The 20,743-nt window shown below is 68.0% G+C and carries 21 protein-coding genes; 7 read left to right on the forward strand and 14 right to left on the reverse strand.

The window, feature by feature from the left end; genetic code table 11:
• Window positions 1-8 precede the first annotated feature (8 nt).
• The 7 genes from QP609_RS11660 to QP609_RS11690 all read right to left on the reverse strand — a co-directional run bounded on the left by QP609_RS11660 (window position 9) and on the right by QP609_RS11690 (window position 8,811).
• Window positions 9-413, reverse strand: a complete 405-nt coding sequence (locus QP609_RS11660) for a response regulator (RefSeq protein WP_014647345.1) — start codon at window positions 411-413, stop codon at window positions 9-11.
• Window positions 414-549: 136 nt separating this feature from the next.
• Window positions 550-2,004 carry a porin family protein gene (locus tag QP609_RS11665; protein WP_197621097.1) on the reverse strand — a complete coding sequence of 485 codons (1,455 nt, stop codon included), beginning with the start codon at window positions 2,002-2,004 and terminating at the stop codon, window positions 550-552.
• An 89-nt stretch (window positions 2,005-2,093) separates the two neighbouring features.
• On the reverse strand, window positions 2,094-2,858 hold the full coding sequence (locus tag QP609_RS11670) for a Slam-dependent surface lipoprotein (protein WP_014647346.1): 765 nt from the start codon (window positions 2,856-2,858) through the stop codon (window positions 2,094-2,096).
• Between the two features lie 52 nt (window positions 2,859-2,910).
• On the reverse strand, window positions 2,911-6,027 hold the full coding sequence (locus QP609_RS11675) for a TonB-dependent receptor (protein ID WP_289213779.1): 3,117 nt from the start codon (window positions 6,025-6,027) through the stop codon (window positions 2,911-2,913).
• A gap of 184 nt (window positions 6,028-6,211) precedes the next feature.
• Window positions 6,212-7,168: a FecR domain-containing protein gene (locus QP609_RS11680; RefSeq protein ID WP_197621099.1), complete on the reverse strand. Its 957-nt coding sequence runs from the start codon at window positions 7,166-7,168 to the stop codon at window positions 6,212-6,214.
• Window positions 7,169-7,250: 82 nt separating this feature from the next.
• Window positions 7,251-7,754: an RNA polymerase sigma factor gene (locus QP609_RS11685; protein WP_014647349.1), complete on the reverse strand. Its 504-nt coding sequence runs from the start codon at window positions 7,752-7,754 to the stop codon at window positions 7,251-7,253.
• A gap of 130 nt (window positions 7,755-7,884) precedes the next feature.
• Entirely contained in the window at window positions 7,885-8,811 is a 927-nt protein-coding gene (locus QP609_RS11690; protein ID WP_014647350.1) for a LysR family transcriptional regulator, read from the reverse strand.
• Between the two features lie 149 nt (window positions 8,812-8,960).
• On the opposite strand from QP609_RS11690, the gene QP609_RS11695 reads away from it, so the two are divergent.
• The 3 genes from QP609_RS11695 (at window position 8,961) to QP609_RS11705 (ending at window position 11,040) form a co-directional block, all read left to right on the forward strand.
• Entirely contained in the window at window positions 8,961-9,827 is an 867-nt protein-coding gene (locus QP609_RS11695; RefSeq protein WP_014647351.1) for a pirin family protein, read from the forward strand.
• A 72-nt stretch (window positions 9,828-9,899) separates the two neighbouring features.
• A complete protein-coding gene (locus QP609_RS11700; RefSeq protein WP_014647352.1) occupies window positions 9,900-10,580 on the forward strand; it encodes a hydrolase in 681 nt (226 codons plus the stop codon).
• Window positions 10,581-10,641: 61 nt separating this feature from the next.
• Window positions 10,642-11,040 carry an OsmC family protein gene (locus tag QP609_RS11705; RefSeq protein WP_049404363.1) on the forward strand — a complete coding sequence of 133 codons (399 nt, stop codon included), beginning with the start codon at window positions 10,642-10,644 and terminating at the stop codon, window positions 11,038-11,040.
• Between the two features lie 8 nt (window positions 11,041-11,048).
• Here QP609_RS11705 and QP609_RS11710 read toward each other — a convergent pair whose 3' ends face one another.
• The 6 genes from QP609_RS11710 to QP609_RS11735 form a co-directional block, all read right to left on the reverse strand.
• Window positions 11,049-11,378 (reverse strand): hypothetical protein, encoded by a 330-nt coding sequence (locus tag QP609_RS11710; protein WP_005409871.1) that lies wholly within the window; start codon window positions 11,376-11,378, stop codon window positions 11,049-11,051.
• Between the two features lie 97 nt (window positions 11,379-11,475).
• A complete protein-coding gene (locus tag QP609_RS11715; protein WP_197621100.1) occupies window positions 11,476-13,221 on the reverse strand; it encodes a putative porin in 1,746 nt (581 codons plus the stop codon).
• A 42-nt stretch (window positions 13,222-13,263) separates the two neighbouring features.
• Window positions 13,264-13,929 (reverse strand): TonB family protein, encoded by a 666-nt coding sequence (locus QP609_RS11720; protein ID WP_197621101.1) that lies wholly within the window; start codon window positions 13,927-13,929, stop codon window positions 13,264-13,266.
• Window positions 13,930-13,968: 39 nt separating this feature from the next.
• The gene (locus tag QP609_RS11725) at window positions 13,969-14,382 is read right to left on the reverse strand and encodes a biopolymer transporter ExbD (RefSeq protein WP_005409874.1); all 414 of its coding nucleotides are present in this window, start codon (window positions 14,380-14,382) and stop codon (window positions 13,969-13,971) included.
• A gap of 10 nt (window positions 14,383-14,392) precedes the next feature.
• A complete protein-coding gene (locus QP609_RS11730; RefSeq protein WP_197621102.1) occupies window positions 14,393-16,177 on the reverse strand; it encodes a MotA/TolQ/ExbB proton channel family protein in 1,785 nt (594 codons plus the stop codon).
• A gap of 38 nt (window positions 16,178-16,215) precedes the next feature.
• Window positions 16,216-17,832: a ShlB/FhaC/HecB family hemolysin secretion/activation protein gene (locus QP609_RS11735; protein WP_197621103.1), complete on the reverse strand. Its 1,617-nt coding sequence runs from the start codon at window positions 17,830-17,832 to the stop codon at window positions 16,216-16,218.
• 201 nt (window positions 17,833-18,033) lie between these two features.
• On the opposite strand from QP609_RS11735, the gene QP609_RS11740 reads away from it, so the two are divergent.
• A complete protein-coding gene (locus QP609_RS11740) occupies window positions 18,034-18,369 on the forward strand; it encodes a hypothetical protein (protein WP_014647358.1) in 336 nt (111 codons plus the stop codon).
• A gap of 90 nt (window positions 18,370-18,459) precedes the next feature.
• Here the strand turns inward: QP609_RS11740 and QP609_RS11745 are convergent, their stop codons facing one another.
• Window positions 18,460-18,936, reverse strand: coding sequence for a general secretion pathway protein (locus QP609_RS11745; RefSeq protein ID WP_014647359.1), 477 nt, complete (start codon window positions 18,934-18,936; stop codon window positions 18,460-18,462).
• Window positions 18,937-19,039: 103 nt separating this feature from the next.
• On the opposite strand from QP609_RS11745, the gene gspH reads away from it, so the two are divergent.
• Genes gspH through QP609_RS11760 form a run of 3 tightly spaced genes read left to right on the forward strand, consistent with a single transcriptional unit; the run spans window position 19,040 to window position 20,456 of the window.
• Window positions 19,040-19,486, forward strand: a complete 447-nt coding sequence (gene gspH, locus QP609_RS11750; protein ID WP_014647360.1) for a type II secretion system minor pseudopilin GspH — start codon at window positions 19,040-19,042, stop codon at window positions 19,484-19,486.
• Between the two features lie 8 nt (window positions 19,487-19,494).
• Entirely contained in the window at window positions 19,495-19,845 is a 351-nt protein-coding gene (gene gspI, locus QP609_RS11755; protein ID WP_219634480.1) for a type II secretion system minor pseudopilin GspI, read from the forward strand.
• A complete protein-coding gene (locus QP609_RS11760) occupies window positions 19,842-20,456 on the forward strand; it encodes a prepilin-type N-terminal cleavage/methylation domain-containing protein (protein ID WP_046430961.1) in 615 nt (204 codons plus the stop codon). The genes gspI and QP609_RS11760 overlap by 4 nt, the downstream gene beginning before the upstream one ends.
• The last annotated feature ends 287 nt before the right edge of the window (window positions 20,457-20,743 follow it).

Below are 20,743 nucleotides of genomic sequence, written 5' to 3' on the forward strand. Positions count from 1 at the left end.
CCGCGCAATCAGGCGATGCCCGCAGCAGCCTGCGGGCCTGCCACCAGCCGTGCCAGCTGCTGCACCAGTGCCTCGATGTGATAGGGCTTGGTACAGCGGGGCGCGCCAGCGAAGCGGCTGGGCAGATTGTCATCGTAGCCGGAGGTCAACATGAACGGCGTGCCGGCGTCCGCCAAGCGGTCGGCCAAGGGGTAGACCAGTTCACCCCCCAGGTTGATGTCCAGCAGGGCGACATCGATGGGGTTCTCATCGACCAGACGCCCCAGCGCCTGCAGGTCACCGGCCGGTCCCACCACCTGCGCGCCCTTCAGTTCCAGATAGTCCACCAGGAACATCGCGATGGCGAATTCATCTTCCGCCACCAGCACCCGCAGCCCTTTCAGGCCCTCTGGCTTGTTGCCCGCTTCCAGCACGACCCGCGCTCCTCGATACACGCGGCGCACCTCTGCCGCAACGCCTGCAGGATGCGCGAAACGGGCTACAAGGGCGCGTGATGATCGATGAAGATCGCCGCCACGGCCCGTTCACCCGGGCATTGCAGCGGCGCGTTCAGAACGCCCGCTCCCATTTCAGGCTGAGCAGGCTGCGGTCGTGGCTGTACAGCCAGCCGACGTTGCTGTCGATGCGGGCGTAGCGCAGGCCCAGGCTGGGCACCAGCCCGGCCACCGCCAGCCGCTCGCTGCGCACGATGGCGATCAGGTTCTGTTCGTCGTCCTGCCTGCGCGCCTCCAGCAATGGACTCCAGGCGTCGTAGTCGCGGCGGCGCAGCGACACGAACACCGTGGCCGTGGTGCCGCTCCACTGCCGCGCCGCGCCCAGCCGCAAGCCGCGCTGGCGGTAGCCGTTGGCCGGGTCGGCAGCGCTGCTGCCGGTGACATCCAGCCCGGCGAAGACCGTCCAGCGCGGATTGAGCGCACGGAACCAGGTGGCATACACCGATACCAGCTCGCCGTCATAATTGCTGGCCAGGCCCTGCTGGCGATACCGCTGGCGCTTCCAGTCGGCCTCCAGCTTGAGCAGGCTGCGTGCATCCAGGGCGTACTGCCATTCGCCGTGCACGCCACTGCCGCCCTGCAGCGCATGGTTGCCCAGGCCCTGGACGTCATAGCTGGGGGCAAGCAGCACGGTCTGCCGCGCACTGCGCCAGCTGTAACCTGCCTGCACATTGGCATTGAGCTCGTTGTAGGCACGGTGCCCGCGCCATGCCTGACCGAAGGCGAGACCGCGCACGTACAGCCCATGATGCCCGTCGAGGACCCAGCGCCGTTCCAGGCTGGCGTCGTAGTCGAGGCCCCCTGCGCGCTGGGCGTCGGGCAGTTTCCGTTCGATGATGCAGGCGTCGCCTACGCCGAACAGGCAGGTGCGGCTGGCCGAGCTGCGGTTGATGTTGTCACTCCATGCGGGGCCGGCGGACAGCGCGCCTTTCCAGCGCTGGCGCGCCTGCAGGGCACCCAGGTACCCGTCCACGCGCGCGCGGACGCCGGCCGTGGCCGGATCATCAGCATTGATGCCTGCAGCGATGGCCGTGAACAGCGCGACCGCATCGCGATCACGCTGGTCTTCCGCATAGACACGTGCCAGCTCGAGACGGGCCGGCAGGAAATCCGGCTGCGCCGCCAGCAGCGCTTCGTACTCCTTCGCCGCGCGACGATGGTCGCCGGCCACGCGGGCCAACGCCCCCTGCGCGTAATGGCGCAGCAGCGGGTCATGCCCCTGCAGTTCGATGTACTCCTCGAGGAACGCCGCGGCGACCCGCCATTGCTGATGCTGCAGTGACAGGTAGAGGGCCTGGCCGAGATCGTCGACGCTGCGCTCCACGCGCAGCGTCCTGCCGTCGATGGTGATGGTCGGCCGCTCCGACTCGGCCTGTTGCAGGCGCTGCCGGTCCTGCTGCTGGTGGCGCAGTTCGCTGCCCTGTTCAAGCACGCGGCGCAGATCGTCCTGCTGGGCGCGCACATCAGCGGCAGCCAACAGCAGTACGACAAGGAAGGTGGAATGGCGCATGGTCGATCCGTGGTGGTGCATGCAGCGGCCGAAGCAGGGACTGGCGGATCGCGGCTTGTCCCTGCCCTGCCCCGTCAGGGGCGTGGCGATCAGTTCTTGCTGCCGCCGAAGGCGGTGTCGTACTGGCTGTTGCCGGCGAACGTAGCGATACCGGCAAGCGTGGCCGCGTTGGCGCCGAAGAACTGGCCCTGGCTGTTGCCGGTGACCGAGCCGTTGGCCACGGCGGTGCCGGCGAAGGATGCATCGGCGCTGTTGATGTTGGCGCTGATCGCCAGGGTCTGGCCACCACCGGTCAGGCCGCCGGTCAGCTTGCCAGTGCCGAAGTTCGCCGCGAAGGTACCGCTGAGCAGGTTGCTGCCATTGAACCGGTTCAGGCCGGCCACCGCGTAGGTGGCGGTACCGCTGGGCAGGGTGGTGCCGGCGCGGTCGCCAGCGAAGTACACCTGGCGGTTGTTGAAGCCACCCGCAGCGCCGTCCTTGGACCATTCGCCGAACCACACATCGCCACTGCCCACCTTGACGAAGTTGAAGTGGCCCATGCCGGAATGGCTGCCCGGCGTACCGGTGATCGGCATGGCCAGGGTACGCACGGTAACGCCGTTGACGGTGGTCGGGGCCGAGTAGGCCGCCAGCCCCTGGAAGTCGACCGGCTTGCCGTTGGAGACGGTGCCGACGCCGATGCCGGCCTTGCCTGCGCTGTGCGGGCCGCCGTTGACTTCGGAGGCACCGACCTTGACGTACAGCTGCGAATCGGTGGCCGGGCTGGCCGCACCGACGATGTCGGCGGCCTGGGCGGCACCGGCCAGGGCGAAGGTGGCGGCCATGGCCAGTACGGAACGGGAGATCATCTTCATGGAACTACTCCTTGGGTTGAGGGAACTACGGGTACAACAACGAGACAGGTCATCAGAAGCGTGCAGTGACACCGAGCTTCAGCGTGCGCCCCGGCGCCGGCAGCGTAGAGCGCGTGGCCGGGTCGACGTAGTAGCGGTTGCCGAGGTTGGTGCCGACCAGCTCGACGCTGGTGTGGTCATTGAAGCGCCAGCGCGCGTAGGCATCGACGGTGGTGATGTTTCCCCAGGTGAACGGCACGTTCTGCCAGATCAGGCCACCGCTGCCGGCGTACAGTCGGTCACGGTAGGCCTGCAGGTCCGGGTTCTGGTGGCGCTGGTAATGCACGATGCGGCTGCCCAGCTCCAGGCGCTCATCGAACAGCCGGGTGCCCAGCGACACGTTCACCGACAACCGGGGAATGGCCTGGGTCAGCAGGTAGCCACTGACGAAGCCGTCCTGCACGCAGTTGGGCACCTTGCCGGCCAGCGCATCGAGCTGCACCGCCATGCTTTCGTCGCAGACCTTGTTTTCCAGCGTACGGGTGATGCCCAGGTCGGTGAAGAAGCGCCGGTTGTCGAACCGCGCCTGCAGCTCCAGGCCGCGGATGCGCTGCTTGTCCAGGTTGTCGAACAGGAAATTGCCGTCGCGCTCGATCACGTTGCGGGTCTTGTGCACGTAGTAGGCCAGCTTCACGTCGGCATCGGCGGTGTTGCCGAACAGTGCGGACAGGTTGTGCACATAGCCCACTTCGTAGTTGTAGGCGTGCTCGGGCTTGAGCGGGTACAGCGGGTTCAGGCTGCTGGAGAACGCGATGGTGCTCTCGAACATGCTGGGGAAACGCACCGCCTCGCTGTAACGCACATAGGCGCGCGCATTGGGCGAGAAATGCGCGGTGGCCGAGAAGGTCGGCAGCCAGGCATGGTCGCGCCTGCGCTCGTTGCGCCCGGCCACCGTCTGCGGCCGCCCGTTCTGGATGCTGCACAGGATCTGCGCGCCCTGCACCGGCAACAGCCCGGGAATGGCCGCCACCTGACCATTCAGGCACGGGTTGCTGGCACGGCTGTAGTTGCCGTCCGCATCCGGCAGCCACGGAATGCTGTGGTCCACCGCCACCGGCGTCTCGTACCTGCTCAGCAGGCCCTTCAGCAGATGATCAACGATGAAGCCCATGCCGATGCTCTCCCAGAACGCGCGCTGCGACTCGATGGCGTCGATCTCGCCCTGCAGGCTGGCCGGGCGCTCAGGCAGTTCGTTGACCCGGTAGCGGGCCTCTTTGGGGAATACAGCGGTGGTCATCAGTTCCGGGTGTTCCTGCAGGAAATCATCGAAGGCCCAATAGCGCGCGTAGCGCACGCCGGCGCTCAGGGAGAGGAAATCCACCGGCCGCCAGTCCAGCACCAGATAGCCCTCGCCTTCCTGGCGGCGCCCGGCGCGCGGGTACATGCGCCAGCCATCGCTGACGCCAAAGTACGGGTCCGCCGAGCGCAGTTTCTCGAACTGCCAGTTGCCGCCCACCGTCAGGTCCAGGGTGGAATGCAACGCGAAGCGGTTGCTCAGGGTCAGGCCGGTGCGGTCGTTGCGGGCATTGGCCAGCGCGGTATTGCGCAGGATCGGGCTGCTGCCGGGGTTCCAGTCGGGGTTGCTGGCAAAATTGGGGAAGCCGCCAGCGGTGTAGGTATCGCTGGTGGTTTCGGTGCGCCACAGGTTGGCACGCAGGTCCAGCCAGCGGCTGCCGGCAGGCTGCCAGTGGTATTCCAGGTTCCAGGCATCGGCATCGACGCGGCTGAGCGGCCACTGGATGCGACCGTAGTCGGGCGCGGACAGGATGCGCGAGGGCATGATCTCGCCGTAGTGGGAGAGCGTACGCCGCCAGGTGGCGCGCAGCTGCTGGCCATCGTTGATCTGCCAGGTCGCCTTCAGCAGCCACGATTCCTGCTCGCTGGAGGTGTTGGGCACCTCGTCGCCGGGCTTGAAGTAGCGCGCCAGCGTGGTGATGTAGTCCAGGCCCTTGTACTCGAACTGCTCGCGCGGGTCCTGGTCGTAGTACGCCGTGCCCTGGGTGCCGGAGAAGTAGTTGCCGCGCTTGCGCCAGGCATACGCGGCCATCAGGTCCACGTGTTCGCCGCGCAGGCCCAGCGCCAGCCGCCAGGCCTGGTCCTCGCCGGCGAACACATTGGCTTCCGAACCGCGCGACTTCACCGGCACCAGCAGCGTGCTGTCGGCATACGGTGCCGAGGGCGAGCCCTGCGGGAACCCGGGCACCGTGCGGTAGTCCTCGCCGGTATGCAGCCGCGGCAGGCGTGGCGCCACCGCATTGCTGCTGCCTTCGATCTTCAGCTCCCCGCCGAAGCGCTCACCCGCTTCCACGATGTCATCGACGTCGATGGTCTTGATCACCAGCGCGCCACCGATCCCGCTGTGCACATCGCGCACCAGCCCCGGCCCCTTGATGACCTGGATGCCACCTATCAGGTTGGGATCGATGTAGTTGCGGTTGCTGACGCCGTTGTAGCCGCGCCAGACCGTAAGTGCCTGCTCGCCGCCGTCGATGCTGACCGGCACCCGCCCCGGCCCCTGGATGCCGCGGATGTTGATGTCCAGCGCGCCACTGTTGCGCGCATCGCCGCTGAACACACCGACCAGATCCTTGACCACGTCGGCCGGATTGGAGCCGCGGTAGCGCTCCACCCGGTCGCGCCCCGAATACGCCGTGGCCATGTCCAGCGCGAACACATCATCGTAGCCGCGCCGATCGCGGGCCTCGCCCCCTTCCGACTGCAGGCGACCGGCCACGTCCAGTGTCTCGGTCACCCGCACCCCTTCCCCTTCACCCGCCTCCGCTGCGGTACGCAGGCTCCAGGTGCCGTCCATGCCACGCTGCGCGCGCACGCCGCTGCCACGCAGCAGCAGCTGCAGGGCCTGCATCTGGCTGTACTCGCCGCTCACCGCGCTGGAGCGACGGCCTTCCACCAGGTCACTGCGGAACACCACCTGCACATCGGCCTGGCGGCCAAAGGCACGCACGGCGTCGGCCAGGGGCTGTTCCGGAATGGCGTACTGGCGCAGCGGCGCGACGACCGCCGGTTGCGCCTGCCCGGCCGGCACCCAGGCCAACTGCAGCAATGCGGTGGAAACAGCCAGGGCCAGAGCGGTGGCGCGACGATGACAGGCGGATGCCGTGGACGGCATGGACAGGAACTCCTCAAGCGGGGCGGGACCACGGACACGTCCGGTGCCCGGTGGTGTGTCTGGCTTGAGAAGAAACGCTGTTTCGCTCTGGCTATACCTCTATAGACAGCGGGCTGCGACGACTGCCCACGGTTTTTTCATGTTTTTTTTCATGCGACCGGTTCGTCCATGTTCCGCGGGTGCTTCACCACAGCAGCAACGCACCACCGGGCAAGCGCTGCACGCGCAGTCCCGCCTGCGCGGCCACGGCGACGATGGCCGTGTCCGGTTGCTGCAGGTGGAACAGGCCACTGACCCGTATGCGTGCGCCCTGCCCGCCCAGTACCCAGACCGGGGCACGACGGTAGCGCGCCAGGTCGGCGATGGCCTGCGCGGCCGGCCGATCATCGATCACTACCTCGCCACGCCGCCACGGCGCCATGCTCTCCGGATCTTCCAGCTGCGTCGGCTGCAGCCAGTGCCCGTCACGGAACGCGCGTGCCTGTCCGGCATGCAGGCGCTGCACGCTGCCATCGCCCGGGCGCACATCGACCACACCCGCGCTGACCTGGGTGGTGACCGTGGTATCCAGCATCGACACGCTGAAGGCAGTGCCGATGTCACGGACCAGGCCGCCCGCTGCCTCGACCTGGAACGGGCGAGCCTCGTGCGCTACCTGGAACCAGGCCTGGCCGCGCAGCAGGCGCAGGTGGCGCTGCCGGTCATCGAACGAAAGTTCCAGCGCGGTACCGGCATCGAGTACCGCCGTGCTGCCATCGGCCAGCTGCACCACTCGTGGCGCATCGCTGCTGCGCACATCGCTGCGCGCCAGCAGCAACGCATGCGGAGCGGCCGCGACCATCAGCACCACGGCCGCAGCCGATGCCAGCAGCCACGGCAGGCGACGGCGCGGTGCGATCGGCCGCAGCCCCTGGCGGTCGGCGGTCAGCTCGGGCAGCGCGGCCAGCACCTCGGGCCCGGCAGCGTCCAACCGCTGCCAGAAGGCCTGCTGCTGGCGCCAGGCCAGCGCATGGCGCGGATCGGACTGCAGCCAGCGCTGCAGGGTGCGTTGCTGGCGTCCCGGCAACGGGCCTGCACTGCACCGTATCACCCAGCGCAACGCCTGCCTGGCCTGACGCGGCGAGGGTTCGGACGTGGTCATGGTTGTGGCCTGCCGCACCGCGAATGGGTGCGCTTTCCTGTTGTGACAACGGCGGGCACGATCTGCCCACGGCAATTGCCGCTCATCGGCCCATTCCCCGCTGCTGTTGCTGGATCAGCAGCGCTGCGCGCAGCACATGCTTGCCGACCAGGCTCTTGGAGATCCCCAGGCGCGCGGCAATCTCGCGTTCGCTCAGGCCCAGGTAGCGGTTGAGCACGAAGCACTCGCGTACCTGGGCCGGCAGGGCCAGGATGGTCTGGGTGATCTCGCGCAGCTGCGCCTGGTCCAGCGCCTGCGCCTCGCCGTCGTGGCCTGCCTCGGCCATGCCGGTGGCGTACTCGGCCATCGCGCGCCGCTCGCGGGCGTCGGCCTGGCTGCGGTTGAGCGCGTGGTGGTAGGCCATCCGGTACAGATAGCCGCGCGGCTCCAGGATCGGTGGATCACCGGGCACGCTGCTGGCCTTCAGGTAGAGGTTCTGCAGGGTGTCCTCGGTGCTGGCCGGGTCGAGGTAGCGCGCGACGAAGCGGGACAACGCACGGCGCTCGCGGATCAGCAGCTCGACCAGCGCCAGGGCATTGGGAGACATAGGTGCCAAGGCCGGACCGGGGAATGATGGGCGTGATGGCGACGGTCCGGACGTGGATTGTGGGCTGCGGGGCCGCAGGCGGCAAGCCGCGCCACGAAAGCATCATCGACGCATGGCGTGGATGGAGGATCTACGGTTCCTCCAGCGCCTCGAAGCGTTCGGCGAGGTAGTCGATCAGCGCACGCACCGCAGGCAACAGGCCGCGTCGCGACGGGAACACCGCGTGCACGATGCCGTGCTTGGGCACCCACTCCGGCAGTACCGGCACCAGCGCGCCACTGGCCAGCTCGTCGCTGATCATCATCCGCGGCAGCATCAGCAGGCCCACCCCGGCCACCGCGGCGGTGCGCAACGCGATCATGTCATCGCTGACCAGCCGCGGGCGATGGTGCACGCTGGCCAGCACATCGCCCGGCCCGGTGTACTCCCAGGCATGCTGCTGGCTGGGCGATGCCAGATCCACGGTCGGCATCATCGCCAGGTCGGCCGGCACCTGCGGCGTGCCCAGCCGCTGCAGCAGCGCCGGGCTGGCACTGGTGCACCAGACCCGGCGCGCCAGCACGCGTACCACCAGGTCACTGTCCTCCAGCGGCGGCGGCCGCACGCGGATCGCCACGTCCACACCCTCGCCCACCACATCGACGCGCCGGTTGGTGGCGTCCAGCTGCACCGTCACCTGCGGGTGCAGGGCCAGGAAATCGGCCAGCATCGTGCCAATGCGCGCGTGCAGGATCGCGATCGGGCACGCCAGGCGGATGGTGCCGCGCGGCTCGGCACGTGACATCGCAATGGCTTCCTCGGCCGCTTCGGCTTCGACCAGCATGGCCTTGCAGTGGCGGTAGTAGTCCTGGCCGACCTCGGTGACCGAGAAACGCCGGGTCGAACGCTGGATCAGGCGCACGCCCAACCGTTCCTCCAGCAGCGCGATGCGCCGGCTCAGTTTCGACTTCGGCATCGCCAGCGCCCGGCCGGCCTGCGAGAAGCCGCCATGCTCGACCACCATGGCGAAGTAGAACAGGTCGTTGAGGTCACAACGGCGGATATCTGCGATGAACACGGGGCGATCTCCTGCGGCCACGGCCTGCAGACATTGTTCACCAGATAGGACTATGACGGCAAATACTGGCGTCTACCGGCCTTATTGTCACGGCGATATCGTCTTCGCAACGAAGAACAGCGGCCGGCAGCCCCGGCCAGGAGATCGCCATGAAGCGTGTCACCGGTACCTACAGCGCCCCCCGCCCGCACTGGGTGGGCGACGGATTCCCCGCCCGCTCGATGTTTTCCTACAACACCCACGGCCAGCACCTCAGCCCGTTCCTGCTGCTGGATTACGCCGGCCCGTACACCTTCGCCCCCAGCAATACGCCGCGTGGCGTCGGCCAGCATCCGCATCGCGGATTCGAGACCGTCACCATCGTCTATGAGGGTGAGGTCGCCCACCGCGATTCGACCGGGGCCGGCGGCACCATCGGCCCGGGTGACGTGCAGTGGATGACGGCTGCCTCCGGCATCCTCCACGAGGAATTCCACACGCCGGAATTCAGCAGGCGCGGCGGCACGCTGGACATGGTCCAGCTGTGGGTGAACCTGCCGGCGCGCGACAAGATGGGCGCACCGGGCTACCAGACCCTGCTCGACGCAGAGATTCCCTCGGTGGATCTGCCCGATGGCGCCGGCCGCGTGCGGGTCATCGCCGGCCGCTTCCACGGTCATGCCGGCCCGGCGCGCACCCACACGCCGATGGATGTCTGGGACATCCGCCTGCAGCAGGGCCACCACACCGACCTGCCGGTGGCCGAGGGCCGCACGCTGGCGCTTGTGGTGCTGAAGGGCACGGTGCGGATCAACGGCGGCCAGCCGGTCGGCGAAGCGCAGCTGGTCACCTTCGACCGCAGCGGCGAGGACGTGTTCGTCGACGCCGACAGCGACGCCACCGTACTGCTGCTCAGCGGTGAGCCGATCGACGAGCCGGTGGTGGGCTATGGCCCGTTCGTGATGAACAGCCAGGCCGAGATCGCGCAGGCGGTCAACGACTTCAACAGCGGCCGCTTCGGCCAGATCGCGCACTGATCGTTTCAAAGCGGCGGGCGATGGCCCGCCGCACCGTCCGGGCCATCGCCCGCTTTTTCCAGGAGACTGACCATGAGTACCCCCGCCAACTTCAACGGTGCCCGCCCGGTGATCGATCCGGACAACGCCGCGATGCTGCTGATCGACCATCAGAGCGGCCTGTTCCAGACCATCGGTGACATGCCGTTCACCCGCGTGCGCGCCCACGCCACCGCGCTGGCCAGGATGGCCACGCTGGCAAAGATGCCGGTGATCACCACTGCCTCTGTTCCGCAGGGCCCGAACGGCCCGCTGATCCCGGAGATCCACGACGCAGCCCCGCATGCCCGGTACGTGGCGCGCAAGGGCGAGATCAACGCCTGGGACAACCCGGAATTCGTTGCCGCAGTGAAGGCCACCGGCCGCAGGCAGCTGATCATTGCCGGCACCATCACCAGCGTTTGCATGGCCTTCCCGTCCATTGCCGCCGTTGCCGATGGCTATCAGGTGTTCGCGGTCATCGATGCCTCGGGCACCTATTCGAAGATGGCCGAGGAGATCACCCTGGCCCGGGTGGTGCAGGCCGGCGTGGTGCCGATGGACACCGCCGCGGTGGCCTCGGAGATCCAGCGCAGCTGGAACCGCGACGATGCCCAGCAGTGGGCCGAGGTCTACACGAAGATCTTCCCGAACTACCAGCTGCTGATCGAAAGCTACCTGAAGGCGCAGGACGTGCAGAAGAACCACGAGCCGCTGGATTCGCAGCGCAGCTGAGCGCGCAAGACGGTACAGTCCAACGCGTCGGGCACCGCTCGACGCTACAGAGGAGATCCCCATGGCCTACGCACGCATTGTTTCGACCGCCGACAATTACCTGCACCACATCAGCAATGGCAGCTTCGATGTGGATGCGGACGAGCCTGCCTCGTTGGGCGGCCAGGGCAAGGGCTTCGCGCCGTTCGACCTGTACCTGGCCTCGCTGGCGGCGTGCACCGCCATCACCCTGCGCATGTACGCGCAGCGCAAGGGCTGGGACCTGGGCGAGTTCCATGCCGAGCTGCGCTCGGAACGTGATGAGGACGGACGCCTCCACGTGCACCGCGTGCTGCATGCCAGTGCCGAGCTGAGCGATGCGCAGTGGCAGCGATTGCTGGAGGTGGTGGAAAAGACCCCGGTGACCCTGGTGATGCGCGAAGGTGCACGCATCACCAGTGAGCGTGGGGCGGCGGCGTAACAGAAGGCTCAGCGCCGTGAATGCAGCACCGTGCGCTGGCGCATCGCGTTGAATTCCTGCTCCACCTGCTGGATGTCTTCGGCCTGGAACCCGGCGGCATCCAGCAGCTGGTCGGCGGCCGCGGCCGCCAGCGGATCATCGTCACGCTGGCGCCAGCAGCGCGCCGGCAGGAAGTAGCCCACTTCGCTGCGCCCGCGCATGATCACCACCGGCCGGCCCGCGTACAGCAGGAACTCGGCCAGGTGCTGGCGCAGGCCCTCCACGGAAACATAGGCCGGTCCAACACCCAGCATCTGGCTGGACGGTTCGGGACTCTCGAACAGCTTGCGACGGCTCATCCACTCCTCCTTTTGAACAACGCGTGGTCTCCTTTCCCTAGACGGGCGCATCGCTGCGCCCCCGCCACGCACTACGTGATCCGCATCACGCCGTCACTCAGAAGCCGGTATTGAACTCCAGCTGGAACACGTCGATCGACAGCGGCGCACCGGACGCTTCCTTGGCCGCCATCCACTTGCCGCTGATCCAGCTGCGCGCGTCCAGCGCATAGGCACCGCCCACGTAGTAGCCGCGGGCGTTGGTGCCACCGAGGTGGAAGTTCGGATCGTTGTAGGCATCCGGCAGCGCATCGGCCTCGATGTGCTTGTAGCCCAGCAGCGCCTGCCACTGGCCCTTCTCCTTCAGCTCGGCGGCACCGAAGGTGGCCTGCAGCATCCATGCCGTGTCGCCGCTGCGGAAGGTGTCGATGCTGGCGGCACCACCGGCACCGTAGTTGTTGACGATGCCGTTGTTGGCGCGACTGAACATCGCCTGCTTGTCATAGGCCAGGTTGCGGATGTAGTCGCCTTCAAGGCGCAGGCCGACGTCCTGGGCCAGCTGCGTATCCCAGCGCAGGTTCAGCGTGGCCAGGCGGAATGCCGAGGCCAGGCCGACATACTGCGGGGTGGGCGTATTGGCCGGATCCAGCGGATTGCGCGCGATGTCGCGGATCAGCATCAGGGTGTTGCCCTTCTGCATGAACGCCGGACGCGACCAGTCGGTGTCGCAGCCCACCGCGCCCGCATACAGCGCGCACGGCGAGGACAGGCGGCCGCTGATGTTCTTGAAGTCGTAGTAGCCCAGTGCCGCGCGCAGCGCGTTGTCGTCATTGAAGCGCCAGTTCACGCCCACCTGCGCCCCGGACAGCCACTTGTTCTCGTTCGGGGTCTTGACCCGGCTCTGGCTGGGCGCGCTGTCGGAGGTGTACTCCAGCGGTACCACCGCCAGATTACCGAACAGGCCGAGGTCGCCGCCGTCGAAGTCGTACTTCAGGTTGGCGGCCAGGCCATCGAAGTTGAGGTCGTTGGAGAACAGCGTGTCGCTGGTCCAGAACGGATTGCCGAAGCGGCCGCCGCGCACCGTCACCCAGTCGGCCGGGCTGTAGGCCAGCCAGGCCTGGTCCAGCCACACGTCCTTCTTGCTCAGGCCACCGCCCAGCTGCTCGGTGGTCGACACCGGGCCATTGCTGCTGCCGCTGGCCAGGCGCACACCGGCCGTGGTGTGCTGGCCGATGGTCGCCTCGATGCCCAGGCGGGCGCGGATGCGCCACAGGTTGCGGCGGTCCTGGCGGGTGTTCAGCAGCGGTGGCAGCTGCAGGTTGGTGTTGGTGTTGGTGTCGAAGCCGTTGCCGGAATTGATCGACGACCAGTTGCTCACGATGTCGCTGTTGCGTTCGGAGAAGAAGCGCGATTCGCTGCGCACGCGCATGTCACCAGTGACCTTGATGCGCTTGGTCCACTCAGCCACTTCGTTCGGTGCCGCCCAGCCCTCGGACCTGGCCTGCGCCATCACGTCCTGGCGTACTTCGTCACGGATGCCGTCGCGCACGCTCTGCGGCACGTAAGGTACACGCACGTCGCCGGCTTCCAGGGCGACACCGCCACTGGCGGCCGAGGTCGCGGTGGCTGCGCTGCGCTGGGCGGCCGCCGCTTCGGCCTCGGCCTGCACCAGCAATGCCTGGCCGTCTTCTGGTTTCAGTGCGCCGCTGGCGATCAGGCCCTTGATCAGCTTGACCATGGTGGTTTCAGCGGCCATCGCACCGGCCGGGGCGGCCAGGCTGAGCAGCACGGCGCAGCACAGCAGCGCCCGTCGGGCCGGCCGCGGGCGGCGGGAATCGGTTCGTGCGCGGACGTGGTCGTTCATCACGGTTCTCATCGAAAGAAGGGAAATCACGGAGGTCGGGAATCAGGCCCCGGGCCGGCGGCCCTGGATCAGGACGCGGGCGGGGAAATCAAGCGACGGTGGGGGTGCCTGGTCGACCTTGCCGATGCGGCGCAGTGCATCGAGCACGGCCGCGTCGGCCTCCTCGTTGCCACTGCCACGCACCAGCTCGACCTTTTCCAGGCGGCCATCGCTGGCCAGCCACACATTCACCTGCAGCTGGAACGCCAGGCGCTTGACCTTGTCGTCGCGCGAGATTGCCTGCTGCACCAGGTAGCCGAGGTAGCGCCCATAGGTGGCATTGCCGGCACCGCCGCGACCGACGCCGGACGAACCGCCACCACTGCCGGACTGGATGCCGAAGTTGTCACCGCCGGCCTGCGCATCGGCGTTCATCGTCACCGGATCGGCATTGTCCGGAGTCGGTGCCGGCTCTTCAGCCGGCGTCGGCTGCTCCAGCGGCTCCGGTTCGGGCATCGCCTCCTCCGGCGGCGTTTCCGGCTCCGGCGGCTTTTCCGGCGGCGGCGGGGGTGGCGGAGGCGCTGGCGGCAGCGCCAGCATCGGCGGCTGCACCACCGGCCGGCGGGTGCTGGCGGTGTCCTTGAACAGCATCCACCACACGGCGATGCCGAGCACCAGCAACGCGGCCAGCACCAGCGCGACAGTCACCAGCAGCTGGCGACCGCGCATGCCGGGCTCCGGCCGAGGGGGTTGATGGGCCGTCATGCCTCAGCCCTGCGCCTTGCCGGTGACCAGACCGACCTGGGCGAGCTCCAGGCGCCGCAGCAGGTCCAGCACCTCGACCACGCGGGCGTACTGCACCTGCGCGTCACCGCGCACGATCACCGGGAAATCCGGCGTGGTCGCGCGCTCGGTGCGCAGGCGGTCTTCCAGCTCCGCCATCGTCACCGGGTAGGCATCCAGAAACACCTGGCCACTGGGGTCGATGGTGATCGCCTTGGTCTTGGGCTTCTCCAGCGCGACGCTGTTGCTGGCCTTCGGCAGGTTGACCTCGATGCCGGGGATGGAAGCGTTGCTGGTCAGGATGAAGATCACCAGCACCACCAGCAGCACATCGACGAAGGGCGTCACGTTGATGCCCTTCTCGCGCTTCTTGATGCCGAACTTCGCCTTCTGGCCCATGGCGCGCCCCTCAGCCCTGGACCGCGGCCGGGCCGCGCCCGTCCTGCTCTTCGGCCAGGCGCGCGGCGAATTCGTCGATGAACACCGCCATGTCCGCACCGATCGCTTCGGCACGCGCGCCCAGGTAGTTGTAGCCGAACAGCGCCGGGATCGCGACGCCGAGGCCGGCGGCGGTACACAGCAACGCCGCGGCCATGCCCGGTGCCACCGAGTTGATGTCCACCGCGCCGGCCATCGCCGCAACCACGAACACCAGCATGATGCCGATCACGGTGCCGAACAGGCCCACGTAGGGCGCGCCTTCGATGGTGGTCGACAGCCAGTTCATGCGCCGCGCCATCGCTTCCTGCTCGCGCACCATCACTGCATCCATCGAGGCGCGGATCGCCGCGATGGTGGCACCACTGAGGTAACCGCTGTTGACATCGCGCTGGTGGCGTTGCTGCATTTCATCGATGGCCACCTGGTAGATGCGCCACAACGAGCCATCGTGCATGGCGGTCGGCGCCTTGCCCTGGCGGTCCATGTCGGACAGGGTGCGCAGCGGTACGCCGGACAGCTTGCCGAAGCTCTCGGTGAACACGGCATTGGCCTTGCTGGTACGGCCGAAGTGGCGGCTCTTGGCGATCATGATCGCCCACGACAGCAGCATCATCAGGCCGAGGATGGCGACCACCACCCAGGCATCGAACGGCATCGCCTTGAGGATGAAGGCGAAGTGGCTCTGCCCGGCGGACTGCTCGTCGGCGCCGTAGCTGACCAGGCGCGAGTCGGCGCCCTGAGCGGTGGCGTCGGCCAGCAGCAGCGCGGCCGGGCGTGCCACCCGCGAAATGCGCAACTCGTCCAGGGCACCTTCGAAGTTGGCCAGCGGCTGCGCGGCGCCCGGCGCATCGGCGCCGACCACCGGCGCGGTGGCCAGCGCCGGCAGCGCACCGCTCAGCTGGGCAGCTACGCGCCCATTGAGGTACAGCTGCAACGCGCCCTTCTCTGCCGTCAGTGCAACATGCGCCCACTGCCCTTCCGGAATCGGTTGCGCCGGCGTGCTGCGCTGGCCATTGAGCTGCACGAACGGCACGCGGTTCTCGATGCCCAGCACCAGTTCGGAAGCACCATCACGGCGGGCGTAGATTGCTTGAGCCGCATTGTTGCTGCCCGGCTTGATCCAGGCCGAAACGGTGAGCGGCGCGCCCGCTTCCTGCGCCAGCGACGCGCTGGCCGGCAGCGGCAGCGGGCCGGCGCCCAGCTGCACGCCGCGGCCGATCACCGCGCCTTCCGACGGCGGCACCACCGCACCGGCATTGTTGCCATAGGCGGTGGTGTCGCGTGCCGGCGCATTGGCCTCGGCAAAGTGATAGACCAGCGTGTAGTCCGGATCGAACACCTGCTGGCCGTTGCCGCTGGCCGGGGCTTTTTCATTGCCGTAGTACATCCAGATGGTCTGCGGCGCGGCGGCACTGACCGCCGGCAGGTCCACCCAGACCAGGGCCAGGCCCAGCGTGGGATCGAACTGCTCGATCTGGTGGGCCAGCACGGTACGGCCATCACCCGAGACGAAGCGAAGGTCGTTGCCCGCATCCTGGGTGCCGTCGAAGCCGAAGTTGCCGGTATGCAGCCGCAGCAGCAGTGGCGTGCGGCCCGGGTCACCGGCCAGGCCCGCGCCCTGCGGGCCCGCGTCTACGGTGATCGGCTTGCGGTATTTCCATTCGGCCTGCCACCAATTGGCATCGGCCGCAGCCGCAGGCAACGCAACCAGCGCGGCCAGCAGCAGCAACACTCGGGAAAGCAAACGGTCCATGCGAAGGGTCTCCGGAGAACGCATGTTCAAGGGAAGGGTCAGTAGCTGGTGCTGATGTTGAAATGCAGGCGCGGGTCGTCCTTGCGCGTGACCGGGCCATCGGCATAAGGCCAGGCGTAGTCCAGGCGCAGTTGCAGGTGTTCACCCAGGCGCAGCTGCGCGCCCAGGCCGACCGAGGCCAGGTTGTACTTGTCACGCTGCTCGGGCAGCGGCTGGCGCAGGCGCAGGTAGGCCGCGTCGGCAAAGCTGTAGACACGCAGATCGGTGCCGCTCCACAGCGACCACGCCGGGGTGCGCCATTCCAGGCTGGCCAGGCCGCCGTAGTCTCCGATCGCCTCGGCCGACAGGTAGCCACGCACGGTGTACATGCCGCCAGCAGCGAACTGCTCGGCCGACACCAATGGCGCATCGGTTACCTGCAGCGAGCCACGCGCATACCACTGCCAGTCGCTGCTGAAGGTGTGGGTGTTGGCCACGTCGGCCTTGAAGGCCACGAAGCTCGGGTCAGCCCAGTAGCGCTTCTGCCCGAACGCGGTGGCGTCGCTGCCGTAACCGAACAGGCGGCGGGTACCGGCCACCAGCTGGGTGTTGATGCTCAGCTGATCCTGCTCGCCCTGGCGCACGCCGACGAAGGCCAGGGTGATCGGCGCATACTTCAGCGGTGTCTTCAGGCTGTCCTTGCCCATCTGCGTGTCTTCCTCGGTGTCCTTGAAATCCACACCGAGGCTGAGCTGGCGCCACCACTGGCTGCTGCCGGCAAGGCGGTAGTTGAGCTTGAGGCCGATCGAATGGCCGTTGCCGATCACGTTGGTGCCGGTGCCGGTACCGACCTGCCCGCCTGCATTCAACACGCGGCTGTCGGATTTGTAGCCGGAGGCTTCCAGGCTCCACGGCGTGCCTTCGAACGGCATCGTGTACGAGGCCGAGAACACCTTGGCCTGCTTTGTATCTTCCGGCGCCAAGTACACGCCGATGTTGGCGCTGTGCCCGCGCTTCCACAGGTTGTCGTAGGCCAGCGACGCACTCAGGCGCAGTTTCTCGGTGTCGGCACTGTGGTCGTTGTTGAGTGACGCGCTGGCACGCCACGGCGACTTCTCCTCGACCTGCAGGTCCACATCCATCGTGCCCGGTACCTGGCCTTCGCGCACCAGCGGCATCACCTGGCGACGCCCGCCCTCGTTCAGTGCAGTCAGTTCCTTCTGCGCCTGGTCGAAGTCCGGCACCTTGCCCTCGGCCAGTGCCGGTACGCGATCGCGTATGCGGTCAGGCGATTCGTGGCGGGTGCCGACCACGCGCAGCTGGCCGATCGGCGTCTGCTGCACCTTCAGCAGCACCACGCCGCCACTGACCTGCTGCTCGGGGAGTTCGACGTAGACCGACTGGTAGCCCGCCTGCTGGTACAGCGCGTGGACCGCATCGCGCGCCTTCTCGACATCGGCCAGGGTCCTGCCCGGGCCGAGGAACGGCTCTACCGCCCGTTCGATCTGACGCGGATCGAGCACGGTGTTGCCGCGCACGATGTATTCATTGATGTTCACGCTGGGCCCAGGCGCTGCCTCCTGCGCGAACAATGGCAGCGGCATCGCGGCCAGCGCCAGCACCAGCGGATGCAGGCGCAACGGAAAGCGGACGGCTCGGCACGGAACAGGAGTCATCGAAGGCATCGCGTCGTATCGGAGGGAGGGGCCAGGGAGCGGCGCGTGGGTCTACCAACAGGACGTGCACGTCGCGTCAAAACCGCCACCAGTTTTGTGACAGCACTGTCATCTTGTGACAGCGCCAGAGCACTCGCCGGCGTAGACTGCCCTCGCCACACGTCTTCATTGCAGAGCGTCGGTTGTTGCAGGAGATTCGAGATGAGTGAGCCATTGAAGGCGGGCCTTCGCCCTGCCCTCGCCCTTGCCTTGTTGCTGGCGTTGCCATCGGCCTGGGCCGGAGAGGCGAAGAAGCAGGACGGTGCTGCGCCGTGCATCGAAGTACAGGTCAACGGCGAGCGCATCCCCGCGTGGGAATGCCTGCAACGCAGGCTGGCGCCGGCGCCGAAATCGGCGAAGTCAGCGGCGCTGCCGGATGCCGAACGCCTGATGCGGCAGCCCGGCAACCAGCTGATGCAGTACAACCTGGAAGGCACGCGGCAACGCATGGGCGATGCCTTCGGGCGGTCCGTGGTACCGCAGCGTCCGGCGCGATGAACCCATGCAACTGCAGAGCCGAGCCCACGCCCGGCTGCGCCTGCACACCGTTCAACAGCCATGCAGAGGCAGCCGAGCGCGGGCTCGGCTCTACCGAGCGCCGCCCTGCGGAGCGGCCGGCACGATGCCATCGTTCGGCACCGGTGGCAGCGCGGGCACCGGCAGGCTGCGCGATTGCCCAGCCTGGTTCAGTTCCACCGCGTTGGCGCTGATGCTGGCCAGCACCGTACAGGGCCCCAGCCGCTGGCCGGGCGCGTAAGCCTCCGGCGGGCGTCCATCCACCGACAACAGGGCCAGGGGCGCGTGGTCACCCGCCATCACACCCAGCACGACCACCTCGGTCTGCACCGCACCGGGCGACAGCAGCCGCACCAGCGGCAGACTGGCCACCGCATCGAACAGCGGCCGGGCCGGCGCATCGGCATGCGCTTCGCTGGCCGCCGCCGCAGGCGCCACCGCAGACAGGGTGACGCTCCAATAGGCCACCACCGCCAGCAGCAGGGTGGCCGCCAGCAGGGTCAACATCCGATTGCGATCCCAGCGCCTGCCATCCATGTTCCGCACCATCGCCACGTTCGTGTCCGCCCACGCTAGCAGCCGCCGCTGACGCTTTTGTTTCATCATGCGGGCCTACGCTGGCAGGCATCGACCTGGACAGGAGGCAACGTCGATGCAGCACGTGCCGCGTGGTTTCACCCTGCTGGAACTGATGGTGGTGCTGGTGATCATCGGCATCTGCACGGCGGGCATCGGCCTGGGCCTGGGCAGCCTGCTCGACCCCGCGCGCCAGCTGCGGCAGGAGGCCGAACGACTGGCGCAGCGCCTGCAGGTGGCGCGCGACGAGGCCCGCATCGATGGCCGCCCCCTGCGCTGGCAGGCCGACGCCGCCGGCTACCGGTTCAGCAGGCGCGAAGGCACCCGCTGGGTGGACGTGCAACGCGACGATCTGCTGCGCCCACAGTCATGGCAACCGGCCGGCATCGTGGTGCAGCCGGCCACCCCGGTTGAACTGAGCCCGGAGTGGATCGGCGTGGCATGGGAACTGACGTTGTCGTTGCAGGGCCGCCAGCTGCGTCTTCGTGACGATGGCAGCGGACAGTTGCAGGTCGTGCAGTGAAGCGGAACATGCGCGGATTCACCTTGATCGAAGTGCTGATCGCACTGGCGATCGTTTCGATTGCGCTGGCTGCGGTCATGCGCTCGGTCGCGGTGGCCACCGACGATCAGTCACGCCTGCGCGACCGTCGCCTGGCGCTGCTGTGCGCGCAGGACCGCTGGCAGGAGCTGCGCCTGGCCGGGCAGCCGCCGCAGGATGCACGGCTGCGCTGCGTGCAGGGGCGAAGCAGTTTCCTGGTGCTGCAGCATATCGGCACGGGGGGTGACGGACAGCCGCAACTGGAACTCAGCGTGGCTGCCGAAGATGCACCGCGGCAGTCGCTGGCGCGGATGCAGCTGCCGTGGACCGCGGCGCAATGAAGCGTACCGCAGCAGGCTTCACCCTTATCGAGGTGATGATCGCGATCACCATCATGGGCGTGCTGGCGCTGATCTGCTGGCGAGCGCTCGACAGCGTGGCCAGCAGCGACCAGCGCCTGCGCCGGGCCGATGCCGAGACCACGACGGCACTGCGCGTGCTGCAGCAGTTCCAGCGCGATATCGAGATGCGTGCCGACGATGCGCTGATGAACGGCGCGGTGCGCCCGGCGGATCGTCCGCAGCGACTGTTGCCGCCTTCGCTGGTGAGCGAACGGCACCCGGATGGCAGCTTTGCGCTGGAAATCACCCGCAGCGTCGACAGTGATGGGCTGCGCTGGCAGCGGGTGCGCTGGTGGCGGCAAGGCAACACGCTGTGGCGCGCCAGCGGTACGGCGACGGACCGCTATCCCCTGCCCGCGCCGGTTCCTTCGGAAGGCATTGCAGTGGCAAAGGATGTGCAGCGGTTCGAGGTGCGCGCCTGGCAGCCCGGGGCCGGCTGGGCGATGCTGCCGAGCGAGGGCGAGGTGCTGCCGGCCACCGGGCTGGAACTGCGGCTGGGCCTGCGTGACGGGCGTGGACCGCTGGGCTACCGGCGCGTGCTGGAGCTTTAGGATTCCTCCCAGGCAAAGCACCCACGCATGGCGTGGATCTACTGCCGAGCGGCTTCTACTGCCCGGCCTGCCCTGGTGGGTGCCGACCGTTGGTCGGCACTGAGGCTGGTCCGGGCATCCGCGCATGCCGTGGACCTACTGCCGAGCCTGCCGCCGGGCGCGCTCCTGCACCCGGCGGCGCCGTGTCGGTGGTCCTCACCGCTGATGGCCGCTCCCTGCCCTCCGTGCCATCCTGGCTGGGGCCGCCACCGTTCCGTGGCGGCTGGCCCGATGCTGTTCGTTCTTTC

It is taken from the genome of Stenotrophomonas sp. 8(2023) (assembly GCF_030345295.1).
In the GTDB taxonomy this organism is placed as follows: Bacteria; Pseudomonadota; Gammaproteobacteria; order Xanthomonadales; family Xanthomonadaceae; genus Stenotrophomonas; species Stenotrophomonas muris.

Bases quoted from the DNA above. Each gene is read 5' to 3' on its own strand.
- QP609_RS11715 (WP_197621100.1), bottom strand. From the start codon at position 13,221: ATGAACGACCACGTCCGCGCACGAACCGATTCCCGCCGCCCGCGGCCG.
- QP609_RS11730 (WP_197621102.1), bottom strand. From the start codon at position 16,177: ATGGACCGTTTGCTTTCCCGAGTGTTGCTGCTGCTGGCCGCGCTGGTT.
- QP609_RS11705 (WP_049404363.1), top strand. From the start codon at position 10,642: ATGGCCTACGCACGCATTGTTTCGACCGCCGACAATTACCTGCACCAC.
- QP609_RS11700 (WP_014647352.1), top strand. From the start codon at position 9,900: ATGAGTACCCCCGCCAACTTCAACGGTGCCCGCCCGGTGATCGATCCG.
- QP609_RS11760 (WP_046430961.1), top strand. From the start codon at position 19,842: ATGAAGCGTACCGCAGCAGGCTTCACCCTTATCGAGGTGATGATCGCG.
- QP609_RS11720 (WP_197621101.1), bottom strand. From the start codon at position 13,929: ATGCGCGGTCGCCAGCTGCTGGTGACTGTCGCGCTGGTGCTGGCCGCG.
- QP609_RS11685 (WP_014647349.1), bottom strand. From the start codon at position 7,754: ATGTCTCCCAATGCCCTGGCGCTGGTCGAGCTGCTGATCCGCGAGCGC.
- gspI (WP_219634480.1), top strand. From the start codon at position 19,495: ATGCGCGGATTCACCTTGATCGAAGTGCTGATCGCACTGGCGATCGTT.
- QP609_RS11740 (WP_014647358.1), top strand. From the start codon at position 18,034: ATGAGTGAGCCATTGAAGGCGGGCCTTCGCCCTGCCCTCGCCCTTGCC.
- QP609_RS11710 (WP_005409871.1), bottom strand. From the start codon at position 11,378: ATGAGCCGTCGCAAGCTGTTCGAGAGTCCCGAACCGTCCAGCCAGATG.
- QP609_RS11665 (WP_197621097.1), bottom strand. From the start codon at position 2,004: ATGCGCCATTCCACCTTCCTTGTCGTACTGCTGTTGGCTGCCGCTGAT.
- QP609_RS11745 (WP_014647359.1), bottom strand. From the start codon at position 18,936: ATGGTGCGGAACATGGATGGCAGGCGCTGGGATCGCAATCGGATGTTG.
- QP609_RS11735 (WP_197621103.1), bottom strand. From the start codon at position 17,832: ATGACTCCTGTTCCGTGCCGAGCCGTCCGCTTTCCGTTGCGCCTGCAT.
- QP609_RS11725 (WP_005409874.1), bottom strand. From the start codon at position 14,382: ATGGGCCAGAAGGCGAAGTTCGGCATCAAGAAGCGCGAGAAGGGCATC.
- QP609_RS11695 (WP_014647351.1), top strand. From the start codon at position 8,961: ATGAAGCGTGTCACCGGTACCTACAGCGCCCCCCGCCCGCACTGGGTG.
- QP609_RS11680 (WP_197621099.1), bottom strand. From the start codon at position 7,168: ATGACCACGTCCGAACCCTCGCCGCGTCAGGCCAGGCAGGCGTTGCGC.
- gspH (WP_014647360.1), top strand. From the start codon at position 19,040: ATGCAGCACGTGCCGCGTGGTTTCACCCTGCTGGAACTGATGGTGGTG.
- QP609_RS11670 (WP_014647346.1), bottom strand. From the start codon at position 2,858: ATGAAGATGATCTCCCGTTCCGTACTGGCCATGGCCGCCACCTTCGCC.
- QP609_RS11675 (WP_289213779.1), bottom strand. From the start codon at position 6,027: ATGCCGTCCACGGCATCCGCCTGTCATCGTCGCGCCACCGCTCTGGCC.